Source organism: Weeksella virosa DSM 16922, from assembly GCF_000189415.1.
Lineage (GTDB): Bacteria > Bacteroidota > Bacteroidia > Flavobacteriales > Weeksellaceae > Weeksella > Weeksella virosa.
Genome location: NC_015144.1, coordinates 422,180 through 439,981 on the forward strand (window position 1 = coordinate 422,180; position 17,802 = coordinate 439,981).

Sequence of the window (17,802 nt, forward strand, 5' to 3'; positions counted from 1 at the left end):
TAATTATCGATTACTCAACCAACCATTTATCCATTTGATTAACACTTGCGCCCAATCATCTCGATCATTCAAACATGGAATATAAGTGAATTCTTCTCCTCCTGCGGCAAGAAAATCTTCTCTTCCTTCCATAGAAATTTCTTCTAAAGTTTCTAAACAATCCGCTACAAATGCAGGTGTGCAAACCGCTATTTTCTTGACCCCTTCTTTCGGGAAGTTCTCTAAAATAACATCTGTATAAGGTTGAATCCACGGATCTCTCCCTAATCTAGACTGAAAAGATGTGGTTACTTTATCTTCTGGTAATTGCAAATATTCACTAACCAAACGGGTTGTTTCGTAGCATTGTTCTCGATAAGCGACAATCGGTATTTTGGCACGTTTCCCAAATGCCAACGCTTTGCGATCGTGTCTCTCTGGTATCCCGTGATAAGATAACAACAATTGATCGAAATCTACAGGTAAATTTTCTTTGATCGAATCTCCTAAAACTTTTACATAATCTGGATGATTGTAAAACGCTTTTAAGAACTTTACCTCCATATCCTTAAACTTTTTTTTCTGCAACTGCACTACCTTTTCTGCAACTGTTTCGGTCGTACTCATGGTGTATTGTGGATACAATGGTATTACCAAAACCTCTCTTACACCTTTGTTATACAATTGTTGTAAACCAAATTCTATAGAAGGATTTTTATAACGCATCGCCAATTCTACTGGCACATCAATCGCATGTTGTACTTTGGTTTGTAGTTTTTTCGAGTAAATGATTAGCGGTGAACCATCTTGGGTCCAAATTTTCTCATAAGCTTTTGCCGATTCTATTGGTCTTTTTGGAAGAATAGCCAACTCGACAACAAATTTTCTTATTAGCCAAGGAGAGTCGATTACTTTTGGGTCCATCAAAAATTCACGCAGATACGTTCTCACATCTTCCACCTCTGTAGAATCGGGTGATCCTAAGTTCACCAAAAGTATTCCTTTACTCATTTCTCTTAATCTAAAAAATTATTACGAACTTTGTACTGCAAAAATACAGCGTATAATCCAAACAATACGCTCTTCTTATTATAATTTATATCAACCATGTCAGACCTCTTGCATCCAGAACGTGATTTCTACCCAGAAGATGACCTACGAAATGAAGATAGCGTGCGTCCTCAACAATTCGATGACTTTGCAGGACAAGCTCATATTCTAGAGAATTTAGAAATTTTCGTAAAAGCTTCTAAGTTACGTAACGAGGCGCTTGATCATGTTTTACTGCACGGTCCTCCTGGACTTGGAAAAACAACTCTTGCTAATATTATCGCCAATGAATTGGGGGTTGGCATAAAAATCACTTCAGGGCCCGTGTTGGATAAGCCTGGTGATTTAGCAGGTTTACTCACCAATCTAGAGCCAAATGATGTTCTTTTTATTGATGAAATTCACCGAATGTCGCCCGTAATCGAAGAATATTTGTATTCGGCAATGGAAGATTTCAAAATTGACATCATGATCGAATCAGGCCCTAACGCTCGTTCGGTACAAATCGGGCTGAACCCTTTTACATTAATCGGTGCGACAACTCGCTCGGGTTTATTAACCGCTCCTTTACGTGCACGTTTTGGTATAAATTTTCGGTTTGAGTATTACTCTGTCGAATTATTAAGCTCTATTATCGAACGTTCTTCTAGAATTTTACACACGCCAATAGACGAAGAAGCAGCCATAGAAATTGCCAGCAGAAGTCGAGGAACTCCTCGTATTGCCAATGCTCTATTGCGCAGGACGCGGGATTTTGCTCAAATAAAAGGAGATGGAAAAATTACTAAAAAAATTGCCAACTATAGTTTAAGTGCACTCAAAGTTGACCAAAACGGATTGGATGAGATGGATAATCGAATTCTAACTACCCTCATCAAAAAGTTTAACGGTGGACCAGTTGGGATTACAACCATTGCAACGGCTGTAGGTGAAAATGGCGGAACACTGGAAGAAGTGTACGAGCCCTACCTTATCCAAGAAGGCTATCTGATGAGAACCGCACGCGGACGGGTTGCAACCGAAAAAGCATACCGACATCTAGGAATAAAATTCCGAGGAAATTCTACAAATCAGCAAGATCTTTTCGACTAGTTTTACATCCTACCGAAAACAAAATAATGATTTTAGCCGAAAAACTTTCTACGCTCGAGATGCGTTCCCAACTCATTAAAAATAAAGCCAAAGAATTGGGTTTTCTAAGTTGTGGAATTGCCAAAGCTGAGTTTCTCGAACAAGAGGCACCTCGCTTAGAGGCGTGGTTGAAAAATAACTACCATGGCGATATGTCGTATATGGAAAATAATTTCGATATGCGCTTGGACCCTCGTTTACTGGTAGATGGTGCCAAAACAGTGATTTCTTTGGCCTATAATTATTATCAACCTATCGACCGAAATCCCGATTCCTACAAAATTGCTATGTATGCACAGGGAGAAGATTATCATTTTGTTGTGAAAGAAAAAGTGCGCGACTTGCTGCATTATATTCAAGAAGAAATTGGCAACGTAAACGGAAGAGCTTTCACCGATTCTGCTCCAATTCTAGAGCATGCTTGGGCACAAAAAGCAGGTATCGGTTGGATCGGGAAAAATTCTCTTTTGCTGAGCAAACAAAAAGGATCTTTTTTCTTTTTAGCCGAATTGATTGTCGATTTGGAAATGTCCTACGACAATGCAATAGAAACCGATCATTGCGGGAACTGCACTCGATGCATCGATGCGTGTCCGACAGAAGCTATTTTACCTAACAAAACCGTGAACGGAAGCCAATGTATTTCATACTTCACCATTGAATTGAAAGGCGAAATTCCGACCGAAATGAAAGGAAAGTTCGACGACTGGATTTTTGGTTGCGATATCTGCCAAGAAGTTTGTCCCTGGAATCGCTTCTCACTTCCTACCCAAGAGAAAAAATTTATCGGGCACGAAAAAATCAATAACTTCAGCAAAACAGATTGGGAAGAAATCACCGAAGAAGTTTTTAAAGAGATGTTTAGGAAATCGCCCGTCAAACGAACAAAATTTACAGGTCTGAAAAGAAATATAGATTTTCTGAAAAAGTAATTTCTTTCTTAATACTCTTGTGTTGGATTGTAGAAAACTGTATACTACTTTTAAACTAATCGATAACGGAAACGAATTTCGCAGCACACTAAAAAAACAATAAAATTGTTAGTTTTTCAGTACTCTACAACGAAGATTGTTAGATCCATTTACCAAAAATCTTTTAGCCAAGTTCTTTGGTAAATTGTTTCGGGGTGATGCCGTATTTCTTTTTGAAGGCTGCAATAAAATGTGATGGATTTTCATACCCAATCTCAAAAGCAATATCTTTTACTTTTTGGTTACTAGTGATTAATTTCTCTCGTGCCATCTCTAGTTTTTTATCCAAAACAAAACCGTAAACGGTATTGCCATATATTTTCTTGAATCCCTCTTTTAGGTAATATTCAGACAATTGCACCTCATCGGCAAGATCTTTTATATGCGGAGGATTTTGCAAATTACTCATCAGTATTTCTTTGGCCATTTTTAGTTTTTTGGCCTGCATCTCATTATCCAAATACGGGCAGTATTCTCGTTTCCCTTCTATATCAGCAAAATATAGAGTAAAAATTTCGTACACCTTTGCCATCAAAAACATTTTCTCAAAAGGTGTATCGAGATTTATGGTTTCTATTTGATGAAAAATGGAACGCATACTGTGCGGAAATTTCTTTTGTTGATAATAATCGTCAAATTGAGTTTCCTCTAAAAAATTATTATCAATCGAATATTCCGAAAAAATAGCATGCATGGTTTTGATTGATAAAGCAACGATAAATACTTTGCTTTGTGCAGAAACATTGAGGTCGAGAGGCATTTCGAGCATCGGATTGTAAAACAAAAAACTATTACCGTCCTTCAGATTAAACTTATACAAGCCGTTATTAAAATTAAAAGTAAGATTGCCTTTACTACAAAAATAAAACTGGATAAACCGCTTATCAATTCCCTTGAGAATGGTATCGGTAGAATCGGTAAAATTATCAATATGAGCTACATAAATCTCTCGCCCGAGGTTGTGTTCTTTTATTTTACTTTTATGGGTATTTTTCAAACTTTGCTGCATAACTGATCAATGTCATATATTTTCCTAAAACATCCTGTAACCATCTACTAAAAAAGGAATAGAGTACAAATCTACTACATAATTTAGAATAATTCTAAAAATATTGATTTTACTTTTTAGCGTTACTTTTTCATTTTTAAAGCTATTTTTCGGTATTATTCGCAGTATTTTTGTACAAGTTTTAATGAACAGATGACGATTAGAGGAGATAAAAAAGACCAAAACTTCTATGTAATCGGCCTAAGTTACGAAAAAGCCGATGCCGAAACTAGAGGTAAATTTACATTTTTTCCAGATAAAGTTAGCGATTTTGTGAAAGATGCAAAACAAAACGGATTAGCTAATTTCTTTGTGGTATCTACTTGCAACCGAACAGAGATGTATGGTTTTGCACCATCTGCTGAATGCATGATAGAACAGTATTGCCGCTTTACCGAAGGTGATATCGAAGAATTCAGAAATTTTGTTAATATACAAGAAGGTAAAAAAGCAGTAGAACATCTTTTCCGTGTATCTTCGGGTCTAGAAAGTCAAATATTGGGTGATTTTGATATCATCGGTCAAATAAAAATTTGGTTTACACGTTTCAAAAAAGAAGGCACTACCAATGCTTTTTTAGAACGACTTATCAATACCTCCATCCAAATTAGTAAACGAATCAAGAACGAAACTTTGCTTAGTAATGGCTCTGCTTCTGTTGCTTTCTCTGCGGTGAATTTTATTTTAGATTCTCAGAAAGATTTAGCTTCTAAAAACATTTTACTTTACGGAGTAGGAAAAATCGGGCGAAACACTTGCGAAAACTTAGTGAAGCACTCAGAAGGTTCGCAAATTACCTTGATAAATAGAACGCGAGAAAAAGCAGAAATTTTGGGTAATAAATACGAAGTGATAGTAAAAGATCATGCCGATTTATTAGAAGAACTCCAAAAAACAGATATACTTATCGTTGCCACTGGAGCAAGTAAACATACAATTACCGAGGAAATGATTCCGATGGACAAATCGATGACCATTATCGACATGTCGGTACCAGAAAACGTAGTGCACACCTTAGGATCTCGCGACAACATTCATTTGGTTAACGTAGATGGATTATCGAAGATGGTAGATGAAACCCTCAACACTAGAAAAGAAGCTATTCCTTTAGCAGAGAGTATTATCAGCGAATTGATGGACGAATTTGCAGAGTGGCTAAAAACAAGAGAATTTGTACCTTATATACAATCATTCAAATCTCGCTTACAGTTCATTCAAGACAATGAGATTCATAACCTAAGAAAAGACAATCTCTCGGTGGATGAAAACGAGTTACTTTTGACCAAAAAAATGATCCAACGAATCACTAATCAATTTGCATCCTATTTGTTAGAGAACAGAGACCATGCAGAAGACACCTACGAATTGATGCAAAAAATGTTTCGATTAAAAGAAGCTTAACATTCCATGAAAAAAATAAGAATCGGCACCCGTCAAAGTCCTTTAGCTTTGTGGCAAGCCAATAAAGTAGCTGCTTTATTATCAAAAAAAGGTTGTGAAATAGAAATTATCCCTATTAAATCTGAAGGAGATTTGAATCTAAAACAGCCAATTTATTCGTTGGGTATAACTGGGGTTTTTACCAAATCTTTGGACATTGCTTTACTAAACAATAAGATTGACATCGCCGTCCACTCTCTAAAAGATGTACCCACGGTTTTACCAGAAGGCTTAGCGCTAAAAGCTTTTCCCGAAAGAGCCAATTCATCGGATATATTGGTCTATAAATCCAACGACATTTTCACCAAAACACACCGAACCATCGCAACGGGAAGTTTACGTAGAAGAGCTTTTTGGTTGCATCGATACCCCGAAGACACCTTGGTAGATTTGCGTGGAAATGTACAATTACGTTTACAAAAACTACAAGATAATGACTGGGACGGAGCTATTTTTGCTATGGCCGGATTGGATAGATCAGAAATTATTGCAGACCTAGAAAACAGAAAACTTCATTATTCTACAATCGATTGGATGTTGGCAGCGCCTTCACAAGGTATTTTGGGCGTTGTAGCAAGAGAAGATTTCGATTTCCCATCGATCAACAATGAAGAATGTGAACTCTATGCAACGGTCGAAAGACAATTCCTCAACGTTCTAGAAGGTGGGTGTACTGCTCCTATCGGTGCTTTGGTAAGCCCTTTATCGGCCGACATGTATCGGTTTCAAGGAACAATTTTATCCTTGGACGGAAAAGAAAAAATCGAAGTTGTTGACCAATTTAATCGGAGCGAGTACAAAGAATTTGGTCGGAAAATGGCCGAAAAATGTTTAGAGCAAGGAGCAAAACAATTAATCGATACGATTAAACAAAATTTGCGTGCGTGATTCGATCTGTTTTGTTTACCAAAGAAATACCTACTCAACTCATCGAGCAATTTTTGCCCGATATGGATTACCGTATTCTACCTTCGCTAAACATTGTGATTACCGATCGGCAAACGATAGAAAATAAAATAAATCCTACCGAAAAAATAAATCTAATTACGAGTCAGAACAGCGTAAAGGCGATAGAAAATATCGAACTCACAGGAGATTTTTATGTAGTAGGAAAAAAAACAGCTCAAAAATTACAAGCTCAGAATCGCTCGGTCGTTGCAGTAGAAAATTACGCAGCCGAATTGTTTGCTCGTCATTTATCGGAGCTGAAACAAACCACAATTCAGTTTTTTTGCGGCAACAATCGCCGTGATTATTTGGTAGAAAACTTGATGAACAACAATAATCAAGTCAACCAAATCATTAGCTATCAATCAATTCCTATCGAAAATCATGTAGAAAAAATGTACGATGCTTACGCATTTTTCAGTCCGTTAAGTTTCACCACTTTCCTACAAAAAAATAAAATACCGACCGAAGCCTTAATCTTTTCGGTTGGCACTACCACCACCGAAGCCATTAAAGAAAGAATTACAAACCCTATCTATACCGCCGATGAACCATTAGTTGAAGCGGTTTTGAAAAAAATAAAAAAACATCGAAATGATTAAAAATGACTTGTTTTTAAAAGCCTTACGAGGCGAAGAAGTAGACCGACCACCGGTTTGGATGATGCGTCAAGCAGGTAGATATTTACCCGAATTTATCAAACTACGCGATCAATATGATTTCTTTACTCGTTGCCGAACGCCCGAATTAGCTGCCGAAATTACCTTGCAACCCATTCGTCGTTTTCCTTTGGATGCTGCGATTATCTTCTCTGATATTTTGGTACTTCCGCAGGCAATGGGAATGGATTTTGAGATGAAAAACGGAATAGGTCCTTGGTTAGAAAATCCTATCAAAACCCTACAAGATGTAGAAAATTTAATCGATCCAGATATCGAGGAAACTTTAGGCTATGTGATGGATGCTTTGGATATAACCAAAAAAGAATTGGACAATAAAATTCCTTTGATTGGATTTGCCGGTTCTCCTTGGACAATTTTATGCTACGCCGTAGAAGGTCGAGGATCTAAAGCTTTTGATAAAGCAAAATCATTTTGTTATCAGAACCCTAAAGCTGCTCACTTATTGCTCGAAAAAATCACGAAAGTAACCATCGACTACCTAAAGAAAAAAGTAGAACATGGAGTAAACGCCGTGCAGATTTTCGATTCGTGGGGAGGAATGCTTTCTCCGCAAGATTACGATGAGTTTTCTTGGCCATATATCGAGCAAATTACCAATGCCTTAGCACCTCATGCACCGGTAATTGTTTTCGGGAAAGGATGTTGGTTTGCATTGGATAAAATGAGCCGATCTAAAGCTTCTGCCTTAGGGGTAGATTGGACGGTAACGCCACAAACTGCTCGCGAATTAACCGGAAACCGTATCACGTTACAAGGAAACTTCGATCCATCGAGATTGATGTCGCCACCAAAAGTGATACAACAAATGGTAAAAGAAATGATCGATGGTTTCGGGACTACAAAATATGTTGCCAATCTTGGTCATGGAATCCTACCAACTATTCCGGTAGAAAATGCACAAGCATTTATTGAAGCCGTGGTGAATTACAAAAAATAAAACGATATTTTTACGCTACATCAAAAACTCCAAATTCCATTGAGATTTTGGAGTTTTTTAATTGTTTGAAATAAAAGAGTTTAGTTTGGAGAAGATTGAGTCTGTTGTTTCTATTTCAGTAAATGATGCATACAAAACTTCAGAAGTTTTATTATCAATTAATAAATTAAGACTTAAACCAGTTCCGTAGTCTGAATGTCCAGGTACAATTGTTTGAATAAAGTTGTGAAATTTCTTTTTACTTTTTGTTGAAATTTCATCAGAGATATTAAATGTTGGGAATAAAATATTGTATTTAGTATTGAATTCTTTATTAGTCATATAAAGGTATTTGCTTGGGTTTTTCTCACCTGTTAAAATAAGTAATTCTACTTTGTTTTGATGTTTATTTTTAAATTCTAAAACCTGTGGTAGTTTTTTTCGACAAGGACCACACCACCAAGCATATGTATATACCAATGTAAATGGTTTTGCTGATTTAGATACAAGTTGCTTAAAATCATTAATATTTAGATTGTATATTTCATTTTGGTTTTCTGAGTCAAGCTTTTTTAGAATACTGTCGTAATTGGTAATAGTAAGAGTCTCGTATTTAGTTTGAGCAGATACGATAGTGAATATAAATAATGTGAAAAATAGAAAAAGTTTTTTCATAGGTTTGTTTTTATTGAATTTAGGGTGTGAATTTCACACCCTAAAATATTAATAATTAATTACAATTCAAAATAAGGTAATTTGTAACCACCATATAAACCGATCGTAGAATCTAAATTATAAACACCTGCCTTGATTTTATAATTACCATTGTCGTCAATTATTTCTTCATCAACATAAAAACGTGTGTCGAATTCTGCAGGATCTATAGGAGATTCTAACTCAATTGTAATAAATTTTAGAGAACTTTGTTTGTCAATTCCTATTGCTTGATTTGCTTTGGGCTGGACAACAATCCAAATACCAAATGCAGCAAGGCGACAGATTCCAAATCCCTTACAAGTAGGGGACGATCGTCTACCTATATCAAATACAAAAGTTACTCCACCTCCTTTGGTAACATCTTCTTTGTAATCTGATCTGAAGAAGATGTCTTCTCCTATTACAGGTGATTTTTACCTTGTAATTCGGCTGTTTGTTCAACGGTGTCATCATCGTTATTACATGCATAAAAAATTGAACTTGAAGCTAAGGCTATAATCAAGCCTCCTTTTAAAATAAATTTTTTCATAATTATTAGGTTATTTGAAATTGTTTAATAAGTTGAAAATATTCATAAAGTGAAGGATATGGCAAATTTCATAACCAATAATTTATTACATTTGATTGATAAAATATTGTGTTTATGGATACTGTTATTGGTTATAAAATAAGAAAAGTACGTGAAATAAAGAATCTTAGTCAAAGTTATATGGCTGATAAATTATCGATAAGTCAAAGCTCTTATTCTGATATTGAGAATTGTAAGACCAAAATTTCGGAAGAAAAATTAAACGAAATTGCACGTGTTTTAGAGGTCGATTCAGAAACTATTAAAAACTTCAATGATCAGGTCGTTTTCAATGCTTGTTCACAATCAGGATATTATAATACCAATAATATAACTTCCACAGCAAAAATTGAAGAATTATACAAAGAACTCATCAAATCGAAGGATGAGCAAATTCTACAATTACAAGAACAGCTATTAAGTTTGAAAAATGAGTTGCGTTTGTTGAGAGAAAGTTAACTTGTTTTAATTTAACAAAATATTAAAATTGATAATTTCAAGTTTAGTATAATTTTTGCTAACTTATCAACTCAAATAAAATACGTTAATAAAATGAAAAAAGGATTGATCTTATTTGCCGCTTTAGGGATGATGATGACATTTTCTTGTAAAGAAAGTACAAATTCTACCACAAGTCAAGATGCAAATGATACGATAGCAAAAACAGATACCAAGCCAGAGAAAGAAGTTTTAGGTAACCCGATTGATGTAAAAGCAGATCCAGGAACCTTCCAAATAAAACCTTTGAAATATGGGTATGATGAGGTGAATGAATACATCGATGGTAAAACTATGGAAACCCACTTTTCTAAGCATTATTTAGGGTATACGAATAAGTTGAATGCCGCCCTAAAAGATGCTGGTATTAAAAGCAACAATATCGTCGAAATCCTTAAAAATATGGATATGAATAATGCAGCATTGCGCAACAATGCTGGCGGATATTATAACCACCAAATGTATTTTGATTTAATTTCGCCTAATCCTACAGCTGCTCCGACTGGAGATTTATTAGAAAAAATCATAGCCGATTTTGGTAGTGTAAATGAGTTGGTAAATCAATTGAAAGATGCAGGCTCTAAACAGTTTGGTTCTGGATGGTCTTGGCTAGTTGTTCTGCCAGATGGTAACTTAGCAGTTACTGCTACACCAAATCAAGATAATCCTTTGATGCCAGGAGCAAAAGTTGCAGGGAAACCGATTTTAGGTATCGATGTTTGGGAACATGCTTATTATTTGAAATATATGAATAAACGTGATGATTATTTAACTAATTTCTTTAAAGTTTTGGATTGGAAACAAGTAGAAACCAATTATGCTAACGCTTTAAAGAAATAAAAAAATCATTACTATTTATCCCTAATAAGAAAGCAGAAATTCCAGTTCTGGAATTTCCGCTTTTTATTTATATGTTTCTAAAGCTAAACTAACTCACCAAAAATATTACAAACCAAGGACAGAAACACCTTGTTCGAAAACAATATCTACCGGGATGTTTTTTGCTTTCAGACGATCTAAATCTTTTTGTAAATCGGCACTGATTTTTCCTTTCTCTTGATTGAGCTTCACAACACCATCGTAATCCCCATCACCTTGCAATTTCAGAATCAAAGCAGATAAACCATGCATTGCTTTCTCCATTTTAGGTACATCTACCCTATAATGATTATTGGCCGTTTTCACGAAAGCACCTTGCTCTTGGAAATAATTAAAACAAACCATATTCGCTTGGCCATGGGCAGAACTTGCTCCAAAACGAACAGAACGTAGAATACCAGCCAAGAACGTAACAAAATAATCTTCTTGCGTCCCTTCTAATTCTTGTTTGGCCAAAAGCTGATTCACCATATAGAGCCCCAAAATATCTGCCTTTCCTTCTTCTAAAGAAGACTGTGTTTCTTGCAAAGCTTCTCTAACAGTTCCTTTGCCATTGATAGTGTTTTTAATTCCTAAACCGTGCGCCACTTCATGGAACATAACATTGGCAAAAAACGCATCGAATTTTACGTTCTTTTGCTGAGAAGGATCTATCAACTCTTCGGCAATCGGTAATAAGATTTTATCGAATTTTGCTTGCATTGCATTTTTCAATTGCAAGCGACGCGTTCCTTTTTCTAACTGTACCCGTTCATCATTGGGTAAATTAATCGCAATGGTTTTTCCTCCAGCATTACAATCACCTGCATAGTAAACAACATCATACGCATTTAGGTCCGAATCGGTTCCTGGCTTTTCGGTTTTGTATTTTGCATCAACCGGCAAATTCGCTTGCAATTCGGGTAAATATTGTACAAATTTTGCTAATTTCTTAGACCACTCCATATCTTTTACCAAAACATAGGCTTCATAAGAAGCTTTATACCCAAATAACTGATCTTCGTAGGTTTCTATCGGACCGATAACCAAATCCAAACGATTATTTTTCATGTCCATCCAAGCTAAATCACTGGTGTAAAAATCATCGTTCAACAAAGATGTAGCACGTAAAAATAAATAATTTTTCAGTTCTTTATCTTTAGTAAGCTCTGAAGCTTTTACCAGTAGTTCTGCTGCCTTTTGTAATTGATTCTTATACAATACGTGGTACGGAATCGTGTATAATTTTCCTGCACGATCGCGACGCACAACAGTATAATTTGATTTTCCATCTACAAGATTTGCTGCCTCAAACTCGGCCTTCGTCATATCGGTAGGATAAAATGTAGACCCCAAGGGTTTCGGCCCAATCCCCTCTACAAACGACGCATCATTATTCATCCTATCCCAAGGACCATAATTTATTTTCGCATAGTTTTTTTGCTCTCCTTTGGTGGCATCCATCAAATCGACTTTTGCACCGTAGGCTTGTTGCCAAAATAAATCGTCCATAATTTCAGAGGCCTTGATCATCAACTTCAACACTTCTTTTTCGTTGGTCGATAATGTAGAAATATCCATCGTCAACGGAACACTTGCATAATATTCGTACGGATAGGATGGAGCTTTTTGTGTGTGTTTGGTCGTGTTTTGACTTGTTTTCATCGTATGATTTGTTTGTGTAGAACAAGAAGAAAGCAAAGCCGAAACAGCTAGTAAACTTACAACAAATGTGTTTTTCTTCATGATACAATTATTTTAGTACAAGGTACAACGAAGATTTTACATGAATAATAGATAAAGAAACAGAATTACAAGAATTTCTGGTTAGGATAATCTTTTGGCTAGGAAAATTTAATTTGAAGGATACATAAAACTAAAAAAGCCTTTCAATTTTATTGAGAGGCTTTTGTTTACTAAGCTATGTTTTGGGTGGATGATGGGTCTCGAACCCACGACCTTCGGAACCACAATCCGACGCTCTAACCAACTGAGCTACAACCACCATGTTGAATTTTAGTTGAAAACGAAATTCTAAACGTTTCTTGGGTGGATGATGGGTCTCGAACCCACGACCTTCGGAACCACAATCCGACGCTCTAACCAACTGAGCTACAACCACCATTTCTATTGGACTGCAAATATACTATTGAATTCGATATTTACAAATATTTTTCAAAGAAAAATCAAATCAAATCGTCAAGCGATTGAATGCCAATATATCTACATGCCACAAATCCTTCAGCAGCTTCTACACCAATTAATCGTCCTAAATCCAACGCTCGATAGCGAATAGAATCCGTGAAATTTTTCGACGAGATTGCTGTTTGTGGTTCATCCTCTAGATTTGGATTATAAAATTGAGTTTTATAAGCCATACAAGCTTCTACTTTAATATCTAAATAGCCTGAAACATCTACCAAGAAAGTTGGCTCTATAGGTAACCATTGTATATAATGAAAATGTTTTTTTGGTCGCCATGCTTCTTGCTGGGTATCTATTTTTATCAAACCAGACAAAAACAGGGCATTGCTTACCAACTCAGCTGCTTTGCCGTGATCTGGATGTCGATCGGTTGGAGGATTACTCAATACAATATCGGGTTGATATTGACGAATTATCTTGACAATGGCAAGTTGATTGTCTTTATTGTTCTGAAAAAAGCCATCAGACAATTGTAGATTCTCACGCACTTTGACTCCTAATATCTTTGCAGCTGCTTTGGCTTCTTCCTTTCTTGTTTCAGCCGTGCCACGCGACCCCAATTCGCCTTGTGTGAGATCAAGGATTCCTACTTTTTTACCTTCGGCAATAGCTTTGGCTAAGGTTGCCGAACATCCTAATTCTACATCATCGGGATGTGCTCCGATGGCTAAAATATCTAACTTCATTTTACTTTTTTTCTATCCAACCGATAATTTCTTTACTATCTGGGGTTACTTTTGATGGATAGTTGGTTTCTAAGGTACCGTCTTCATTGATCAAAAATTTATGAAAATTCCATCCTACTTTGGCATCTTCTACACCGTTTAATTCTTTTTGTGTAAGAAAACTAAAAATTTGATTTTGGTTTTTCCCTTTCACATCACTTTTACTCATCATTGGGAAAGTTACACCATAGTTGAGTTGACAGAATTCGGCAATTTTTTTATTATCATCGTATTCTTGATTCAAGAAATTATCCGAAGGAAAACCAACGATTACAAAGTTTTGATCTTTGTATTGTTTATAAATTTTTTCGAGCGTTTCGAATTGCGATGTAAATCCACATTTGGACGCGGTATTGATTATTAATATTTTTTTTCCTTTGAGGTCGACAAAATTGAAAGCTTCTCCGTTGATATCCTCGAAACTGTATTGATAAATTGTTGGCCGTGTCATTTGATTTTCTATTTTTTTTGGTGATGAAATTTCTTTGTTTTGTGCGTTACAAGCTAAAAAAGAGAAACTCAATAAACCGATTATTCCGTACTTTAACATTGGTGTATTTTATTTTTTTTAATTTTAGTAAGGTACAAAAAAAGCACCAAAGTGGTGCTTTTTATGATGATAGTTTTATTTCTTTTTTTTGTGGTATTTATTATAGGTTATTTTAGAGACAATACTCAAAATCAACATTCCGATAGCAGCTAAATACACCCATAATGGAACCGGAATTGGGTCACCTGCTGCATATGAATGCAATCCTGATAAGTAATAATTTACTCCAAAATAGGTCATAATAACCGACCAAATAGACCACATTGCAGCAATATTATACGCCCATAAACCTCGTAAGCCTGGCACTAAACGCATATGCAGAACTATTGCATAGACAATTACTGTAATAAATGCCCATGTTTCTTTCGGGTCCCAAGACCAATACCTACCCCAAGATTCGTTGGCCCACATCCCTCCAAGGAATGTCCCAACGGTGAGAAGAAATAAACCAATAGTCAGCGATATTTCGTTGACATATGCCATTTCTTTTAAGGATATTTTTATTTTCTTATTCGGTCTGAACAACATGATGATCAAAGAGAATAAAGATAAAACAGCACTTAGACCAAAGAAACCATAACTAGACACGATGATAGCAACATGAATTATTAACCAGTATGATTTTAACACGGGAACTAGGGGGGTAATTTGTGGATCTAGCATCGATCCTCCGTGTGCAAACCCCATCATAATTACCGCTACCATTGCTCCGGTTGCAGGGATAAAAGCGTTTCTATTTTTATGTAGTAATAAGCCAGACAGCACTCCAACCCAAGATATAAATACAATAGCTTCATACCCATTCGACCAAGGAGCGTGTCCTGTGAGATACCAACGTACCCCAAGACCTATAGCTTGCAGAATAAAAACAATAACGGTAAGCCCAATAAAGAAGTTTGTAATATACCGTAATAGTTTCGATTCTCTAAAGAGCTGAATAAATGCTAAAATAACCAAGGCGGAACCAACAATTGTATAAGCAATCATTATCCAAAAGAAAATATTGGCTTTGTTATATAGAACCTCTATTTCTACTTTTTTTGAGGGTGGGACTACATTTTTACCCCATTTGTGTTGGTACTCATCAATGTAATGTATTGCATTATCTGCTGCTCGCCAATCGCCCGTTTCGATCCCTTTCGAAACCATGTTGAAGTAAACACTTATCATTCCTAAAGCCATGGTATCGATTTCGACAGGGTTCTCTTTTCCTTGATAAACCCAAGACGTCCAGCGCTCTGAAGGATCATTTTGTACCGGAATAATTTTCAATTGGTACCCTTTTGCTGTATTATCCAAAATATTAAAACGTTCGGTAACATTAATTACCTCGTCATCAAACTTTGAGCGTTCGGCTGGTTTTTTAGAGAAGGATTTGTTATAGTGCTCATCCAACACAAAACGAGTTGTTTTCGGGTCGATAAGATTCATTAATGAGGTATAACCATCATCGTTGGCTTTTGTTAAATTTTTTAGTTTAACACCTCCTTTTTTGTCTACCTTAATCAATGGTGCATTAGCCCAAAAAGCAGGATCGAGTTGTACGGCGATAAACCACTGGTTAGCCGTTAGCCCATAATATTTATCTTTTTTATAGATTTTCCGAAGAATATCCAATGCTTGTGTATCGATTGGTTTGATTCGTCCTTCGATATCTTGAATGAGTAAATGTCCAAACTTTTCACTATGCTCTTTTGGAATTTTTACCTTGCTTACCAAATCATTAGGATTATCCATTTCTTTCTGGAAAGCTTTCATGTGTTCGGCCGTATGCACTTCTTGTTGTGCTTCTGGTTCTTGTGCACTTCTACCATCGGTTGTGCTTGGTAGTTGTCCGAGACCATAAAAACTTAATAAGAAAAATGGTAGGAGAATCATTTTCTTCTGATGCAATGCTTTCAGTAGCGAATTCAATTGCCAAAAACGCGTTCCTTTCCAAAATAAAGTAACAAACATACTGGTAAACAATAGAAAATATCCTACATAAGTAACATTCGTCCCCCACCAATCTTGGTTAACAGAAAGGATGGTTCCTTGTTCGTCTGGGAAATAGCTAGCCTGGAAAAAACGATAGCCTTTATAATCCATCACGTTATTCATATAAATATGCTGTGGAGTTTCTTTACCTTCATCGATTACGGTTATCATACTTTCGAAAGATGATGGATTAATAGATCCTGGATAACGATCGAGTATAAAGTCGTCTAATCGTATGCTAAAAGGTGTTTTTACAATTTTAGATCCATAACCAATCGATATGTTCAATCCTGCTAAATTGGCATCTGCGGTATAGTTTGTTTGTCCTCTTCCACCTACAATAACCACAGTGTCGCGCTCATTTCCTACCGAAACTTCTGCATAGATAGCCCCAGGTAATTCGGCTTCATTCGGATTGAGTTTCGAACCATGTCGGTACTGAACTTCTCCCGTAAAAGGTGGAACAGGTACCACAAATTGTGCATTCATGATCGAATATAACGAACGGTATTTTAACGGCTCTTCTACATTGAAGGCTAATTTACCTGCGCCCTCTCTTAGTTTTTCTTCATCGGTAATTTGCCCGATTGCCTGTCCTTGCATCTGAACATATTCTCCCTCGAAAGGTGATTTTATAAGAATCTGCCCATCAACTTCTCTCAATTGAATGGTACCATCCATTGGTCGATTAAAAGTTACTAAAGCACCATTTATGCTTTTAATTTCTCCACTTCTGATGAAAACCGAACGGCGTCCGCCCTCACCTACTGTAACCAATTCTAGAATACGTTCTCCTTTATCGGTTCGCACAATCGTATCAAGTGCATGAGGGATATAATCAAACGTTTTTAGTTTAATGACTTTATCTTTGAACTGATATTTTCCTTCGAAGTGTCGACGAAACAAAAACGAAGTGCTGTCTTTTCTATCGAAATAAGTCATCGCATATTCGTGATTATCGTAAGCCATTCGCTGTTCACCGTCGTCAATTATCATCTTGAAATATGATTTATCTGATATGATTTCGTTGGTTGTTTCACCTTCTGCAATTGGCATTTGCCCTTCAAAAGAAATATAGCGTGTAATTGCACCACCTAAGAAAATAAACAAAAATGCTAAATGAAACACCAAAACCGGAAGTTTCTTAAACGACCACAAACTATAACGTTTGATATTAGCAATAAAAAGAGCCATTAACCAAACCATTAGAATCTCGAACCAGGTAGCATCGTAAATCAATTTTTTTGCGGTAAGAGTATCATAATCGTTTTCCACAAAAGTGGCAATCGCCATAGCAGCAGCGTAAATAAATAAAAGAACTGCCATGGTCCTGGTAGAAAATAGAATTTTTTGCAGCTTATCCATTTTATTGTTTTGTCGTACAAAAATAAGCGAGTTCAGCCGATTAAACACTACATAGTCAATGATTTTTGTTATCTAACCTGGTTTTAAATAGTTAAACTTTTATTAAAAAAGAGAATAAAAAATATTTACTGTTGTTTTTTATTTTTCTCATTGTCCGAAAAAGCAATATATTA

General features: G+C 36.0%; 16 protein-coding genes and 2 tRNA genes. 8 read left to right on the plus strand and 10 right to left on the minus strand.

What is annotated here, in order from left to right; translation table 11 throughout:
• Positions 1 to 3 precede the first annotated feature (3 nt).
• Positions 4 to 990, minus strand: coding sequence for a ferrochelatase (gene hemH, locus WEEVI_RS02165; RefSeq protein WP_013597536.1), 987 nt, complete (start codon positions 988 to 990; stop codon positions 4 to 6).
• A gap of 96 nt (positions 991 to 1,086) precedes the next feature.
• Here hemH and ruvB point away from each other — a divergent pair, with 96 nt between their 5' ends.
• Both ruvB and queG read left to right on the plus strand, forming a co-directional pair.
• Positions 1,087 to 2,121 (plus strand): Holliday junction branch migration DNA helicase RuvB, encoded by a 1,035-nt coding sequence (gene ruvB, locus WEEVI_RS02170; protein ID WP_013597537.1) that lies wholly within the window; start codon positions 1,087 to 1,089, stop codon positions 2,119 to 2,121.
• Positions 2,122 to 2,147: 26 nt separating this feature from the next.
• Positions 2,148 to 3,092 (plus strand): tRNA epoxyqueuosine(34) reductase QueG, encoded by a 945-nt coding sequence (gene queG, locus WEEVI_RS02175; protein WP_013597538.1) that lies wholly within the window; start codon positions 2,148 to 2,150, stop codon positions 3,090 to 3,092.
• A gap of 163 nt (positions 3,093 to 3,255) precedes the next feature.
• Here queG and WEEVI_RS02180 read toward each other — a convergent pair whose 3' ends face one another.
• Positions 3,256 to 4,140 (minus strand): helix-turn-helix transcriptional regulator, encoded by an 885-nt coding sequence (locus WEEVI_RS02180; protein ID WP_013597539.1) that lies wholly within the window; start codon positions 4,138 to 4,140, stop codon positions 3,256 to 3,258.
• A 192-nt stretch (positions 4,141 to 4,332) separates the two neighbouring features.
• On the opposite strand from WEEVI_RS02180, the gene hemA reads away from it, so the two are divergent.
• From hemA to hemE, 4 genes are read left to right on the plus strand one after another with little or no spacing between them, the layout of a single operon-like run.
• Entirely contained in the window at positions 4,333 to 5,580 is a 1,248-nt protein-coding gene (gene hemA, locus WEEVI_RS02185) for a glutamyl-tRNA reductase (protein ID WP_013597540.1), read from the plus strand.
• Between the two features lie 6 nt (positions 5,581 to 5,586).
• Entirely contained in the window at positions 5,587 to 6,507 is a 921-nt protein-coding gene (hemC, locus tag WEEVI_RS02190) for a hydroxymethylbilane synthase (RefSeq protein ID WP_013597541.1), read from the plus strand.
• Positions 6,504 to 7,169, plus strand: coding sequence for a uroporphyrinogen-III synthase (locus WEEVI_RS02195; RefSeq protein ID WP_013597542.1), 666 nt, complete (start codon positions 6,504 to 6,506; stop codon positions 7,167 to 7,169). The genes hemC and WEEVI_RS02195 overlap by 4 nt, the downstream gene beginning before the upstream one ends.
• Positions 7,162 to 8,187 carry a uroporphyrinogen decarboxylase gene (gene hemE, locus WEEVI_RS02200; RefSeq protein ID WP_013597543.1) on the plus strand — a complete coding sequence of 342 codons (1,026 nt, stop codon included), beginning with the start codon at positions 7,162 to 7,164 and terminating at the stop codon, positions 8,185 to 8,187. The genes WEEVI_RS02195 and hemE overlap by 8 nt, the downstream gene beginning before the upstream one ends.
• A 57-nt stretch (positions 8,188 to 8,244) precedes the next feature.
• On the opposite strand, the gene WEEVI_RS02205 is transcribed toward hemE, so the two are convergent.
• Positions 8,245 to 8,841 carry a thioredoxin domain-containing protein gene (locus WEEVI_RS02205; RefSeq protein ID WP_013597544.1) on the minus strand — a complete coding sequence of 199 codons (597 nt, stop codon included), beginning with the start codon at positions 8,839 to 8,841 and terminating at the stop codon, positions 8,245 to 8,247.
• A 442-nt stretch (positions 8,842 to 9,283) separates the two neighbouring features.
• Entirely contained in the window at positions 9,284 to 9,412 is a 129-nt protein-coding gene (locus tag WEEVI_RS11455) for a hypothetical protein (protein ID WP_013597545.1), read from the minus strand.
• Between the two features lie 114 nt (positions 9,413 to 9,526).
• Here WEEVI_RS11455 and WEEVI_RS02210 point away from each other — a divergent pair, with 114 nt between their 5' ends.
• Entirely contained in the window at positions 9,527 to 9,910 is a 384-nt protein-coding gene (locus tag WEEVI_RS02210) for a helix-turn-helix domain-containing protein (protein WP_013597546.1), read from the plus strand.
• A 93-nt stretch (positions 9,911 to 10,003) separates the two neighbouring features.
• On the plus strand, positions 10,004 to 10,789 hold the full coding sequence (locus WEEVI_RS02215) for a superoxide dismutase (protein ID WP_013597547.1): 786 nt from the start codon (positions 10,004 to 10,006) through the stop codon (positions 10,787 to 10,789).
• A 105-nt stretch (positions 10,790 to 10,894) separates the two neighbouring features.
• On the opposite strand, the gene WEEVI_RS02220 is transcribed toward WEEVI_RS02215, so the two are convergent.
• The 6 genes from WEEVI_RS02220 to WEEVI_RS02245 all read right to left on the minus strand — a co-directional run bounded on the left by WEEVI_RS02220 (position 10,895) and on the right by WEEVI_RS02245 (position 17,629).
• A complete protein-coding gene (locus WEEVI_RS02220; protein ID WP_013597548.1) occupies positions 10,895 to 12,553 on the minus strand; it encodes a DUF8614 domain-containing protein in 1,659 nt (552 codons plus the stop codon).
• A gap of 185 nt (positions 12,554 to 12,738) precedes the next feature.
• Positions 12,739 to 12,812, minus strand: a tRNA-His gene (locus WEEVI_RS02225).
• 43 nt (positions 12,813 to 12,855) lie between these two features.
• Positions 12,856 to 12,929: transfer RNA gene (locus WEEVI_RS02230), tRNA-His, on the minus strand.
• Positions 12,930 to 12,993: 64 nt separating this feature from the next.
• Complete coding sequence (gene bshB1, locus WEEVI_RS02235) at positions 12,994 to 13,698, minus strand: bacillithiol biosynthesis deacetylase BshB1 (protein ID WP_013597549.1); 705 nt, start codon at positions 13,696 to 13,698, stop codon at positions 12,994 to 12,996.
• 1 nt (position 13,699) lies between these two features.
• The gene (locus WEEVI_RS02240; RefSeq protein WP_013597550.1) at positions 13,700 to 14,287 is read right to left on the minus strand and encodes a glutathione peroxidase; all 588 of its coding nucleotides are present in this window, start codon (positions 14,285 to 14,287) and stop codon (positions 13,700 to 13,702) included.
• A gap of 75 nt (positions 14,288 to 14,362) precedes the next feature.
• Complete coding sequence (locus WEEVI_RS02245) at positions 14,363 to 17,629, minus strand: cytochrome c biogenesis protein CcsA (protein WP_013597551.1); 3,267 nt, start codon at positions 17,627 to 17,629, stop codon at positions 14,363 to 14,365.
• Positions 17,630 to 17,802 lie beyond the last annotated feature (173 nt).